This is a genomic window from Methanospirillum sp. (genome assembly GCF_035560735.1).
Lineage (GTDB): Archaea > Halobacteriota > Methanomicrobia > Methanomicrobiales > Methanospirillaceae > Methanospirillum.
In genome coordinates this window covers 1-3,133 of the sequence record NZ_DATMYY010000024.1, presented here as the reverse complement: position 1 = coordinate 3,133, position 3,133 = coordinate 1, and the positions used below count along the sequence as shown (strand labels likewise).

The window sequence follows — 3,133 nt, the reverse complement described above, 5'->3', positions numbered from 1 at the left end:
GTGTAATTATGAGTGCTTTTGTATCAGGCCCATCCTCGAAATATTTCAGTTTTAACTCATTATCCTTATTCATTCTCCCAATTATTACTCCAGCAACGGAATCAACCAGGTAAATCGTTCCATCATCATCTACAATTCCTGAAAATGACTCATTATATAACTTCCCATCCTTCTTCAGGTACTCTTTGACACCAGTAAGCGCCTGTCCTTTCTGTTCTGTGATGTTATAGGTGACTGAGTCAAATTCAGCAAAACCATCGACCTTTGTGTGCCCGACTGCAGTACCATTCCAGATCCCGACTAAATCAGGAGTAGAGACAGTTGTGGTTACATTTGTCTCTGCAGCAACTGTAAAAACCAGACACCCAACGATGACCAGTACGATAATGAGGATAGCACCTGCAACCTTCATGAGTGATACTGTATCGTACCTATATAAATAGAGTCGTTGGCTGAAACTCATTTTTAGAATTGACATTCTAAAATAGTAAACTGGCCTTCAACATCCAGAGATTTTGTATCAAAAGTTGGTTTTCATAGAAAAGCAGAATGGGAATAGAAATACCTCCCTTACACAGAATTTACCCAGATATCCTTCACTTACCTTGCGAGATACCTGTTCTCTTTTTGAGACAGGAAATCCAGCATTAGTGCAGCGATACGATCAGGAACCTGGTACATCATTCCATGCCCACCTCCAGGCACTCTGATCGATATGACATCGTTCAGATGAGAGGCAATCGTTTCTGCATCTTCAACCGGGGTGATACAATCTTCTTCTCCGGTCAGGAGAAGCACGGGTTTTCTGATGCCTGCAAGGGCTTTATCAGAGAACTCCCAGGCACCTATCGCATCCAGTTGCCGGAGGATTGCCGGGATATTTACAGGATGAGAAGGAGGAGGGAATACATCTGACAGGTCAGGATGCTCGTTCAGAAATTCCGGAGGAAACCGTGCATGATAGGGAATGATTCCAGGATTTTCGGGGCTGAACCATGAGGTGATCCGATTGTACACACTGATACCGGACCGGGATGCACAACAGAGCACGAGTGAACATACCAAATCCGGATGAGAGACAGCAAGCTGCAATCCTATCATTGAACCAAGGGAATACCCGAAGATATGGCACGGAGAGATACCGAGCCCTTTCAAAAGGAGAGAGGCGTCGGTTGCCATAGCCTGAATCGATACTTCAGCATTCTCACCTGATGAATACCCAGTCCCCCGGATATCATAGATGATCACCCGATACTCCAATGTTAGCCGCGAAATCAGCCTTCGATCCCATCCAGACATCGTCCCACCCATTGCCGTAATCATAAGGAGGGGTTCTCCGGATCCGATGGACCGATAAGCGGTCATGACCGGTCCGGTCTGAAGGTGATGAACAGGGTGGTCAGTCAGAAGGTCAGTCATGGATAAAGGGGTATTATCTTTTCGTCATGACAGAGCCCGTGTCTCCAGTATATCATTGAGTTCACTCCGGTTGTAATTCACACCGTTCTGGTTGGTACTGATTCAGAGGAAGCACTTCATTCTCCTGTTTTTTCAGGTTCTGACTCTGGTTGCGAATCAGGGAGATAATCGGGATGCACCTGTGGGTACGCAAAGAACGCGACAATCAGGATGAGAATGCTCACGAGAAACGCAAATGCAAATGCCCAGTGGAATCCGGCAGCAAGATTTACAACATCAATAGAGGCGAGTTTTTCCATATTGATACCGCTGGAAAGGGGCAGGTCAGGAATACCCAGCATAAAGATGATATTAAAGATTGGTATTCCGATGATCAGAGGAATGAACCGTGAAAGACTGATAAAACTTGATATCATTCCCTGATACTTCTTCGATACCGAATGGATGACCATATTCGATGCTGAAGTCCAGATCAGACCAGACCCGATACCAATCAGGAGCAGACAGGCGACCATATACCAGGAATTCATGAATACCCTGATATAATAGACTAGGAAGTATCCGAGAATAAGAGGGATACATGCTATGATATTGATGTTTCGCCCACCTATTTTGTTAAACAAATTCCCTGAACAAATACCTCCAGCCATCAACGCGATGGGAAATGCAGTAAATATCAGGCCAGTCACATAGGGAGAGAGACCCATTACAAGTTGCAGGTAGAAAGGAATCAGGTATACAAGACCGTTGAAGTCGATGAACATCAGGATTGTTAACGCATTTATCAGGAAGAAATTCGCCTGCTTAAACAGACGAAGTTCAAGAAGCGGTTTATGGCTTCTGAGTTCACATATCCCAAACAAGCAGAGAGAGCAGATGGCAAGAAGCATCGCCCCGATGATCACCGGATTCGTCCATCCAACTGTCTGTCCTGATGAAACGGTAAAAAGCAGGAAGGCTAGTCCGAGAAAGAATAACACTGCACCAATCCAGTCAAAACCGGGCCTCCACTCAACCCCGGCCAGATCAGGAATTACTACCAGTCCAAGGAGAATGGCACCAATGCCGATGGGGATATTGATGTAAAAGATCCAGCTCCAGGAGAGATACTGGATTAATATTCCCCCAACGGTTGGTCCAAGAGCCATTCCAAGACCAGCAAATGTGAATATCGTACCCATTGCCTTTCCTCTCATCTCCATCGGAAGGAAGGCTGCTACCATTGCAGGACCGATTGCTGTTATCATCGAAGCACCGATTCCCTGAATCACCCGGGAGGCAACTAACGCCTCAAATGAATTGAAGAAGACAGGGAGAAAACCACAGAAAAAAGATCCAAGTGTAAAGATACCAAATCCTGATAAGAATAGTCTTTTGTACCCGATGATATCAGAAATGCCTCCAAATATCAGAACCAGACCGGCCATCACCAGAACATAGACTGTCAGGATAGAACTTGCAGTTCCTGGAAGGATATTGAATAGATGTGATATCGTCGGGTTTGCAACACTCACGATGGTTGCATCGAATGCAGCGATAAAATTTGCCAGAGATATTGAAATTATGAGAAGTGTGAACCTGATGTGATGAGGAGGTTCCCCCCGTGGATACATACTACCCATTTGTTATTCATGAATATGAGAGTGGTGAAGTGTTCAGTCCCTCGGGAATGATAGGGTAATGAATGTAGGGTAATATTAGGTATCGTCATTGG

The 3,133-nt window shown here is 45.1% G+C and carries 3 protein-coding genes; all 3 read right to left on the bottom strand.

The annotated features are described in order from the left end of the window. Positions 1-412: hypothetical protein (locus tag VN429_RS00680; protein ID WP_325628695.1), on the bottom strand; the 412-nt coding region annotated here is incomplete at its 3' end. A 188-nt stretch (positions 413-600) separates the two neighbouring features. Next, the gene (locus VN429_RS00675) at positions 601-1,419 is read right to left on the bottom strand and encodes an alpha/beta fold hydrolase (protein ID WP_325628693.1); all 819 of its coding nucleotides are present in this window, start codon (positions 1,417-1,419) and stop codon (positions 601-603) included. A gap of 116 nt (positions 1,420-1,535) precedes the next feature. After that, the gene (locus VN429_RS00670) at positions 1,536-3,032 is read right to left on the bottom strand and encodes an MFS transporter (RefSeq protein ID WP_325628691.1); all 1,497 of its coding nucleotides are present in this window, start codon (positions 3,030-3,032) and stop codon (positions 1,536-1,538) included. Positions 3,033-3,133 lie beyond the last annotated feature (101 nt).

Coding starts and splice junctions, on each gene's coding strand:
- VN429_RS00675 (WP_325628693.1), bottom strand. CDS start 1,419: ATGACTGACCTTCTGACTGACCACCCTGTTCATCACCTTCAGACCGGA.
- VN429_RS00670 (WP_325628691.1), bottom strand. CDS start 3,032: ATGTATCCACGGGGGGAACCTCCTCATCACATCAGGTTCACACTTCTC.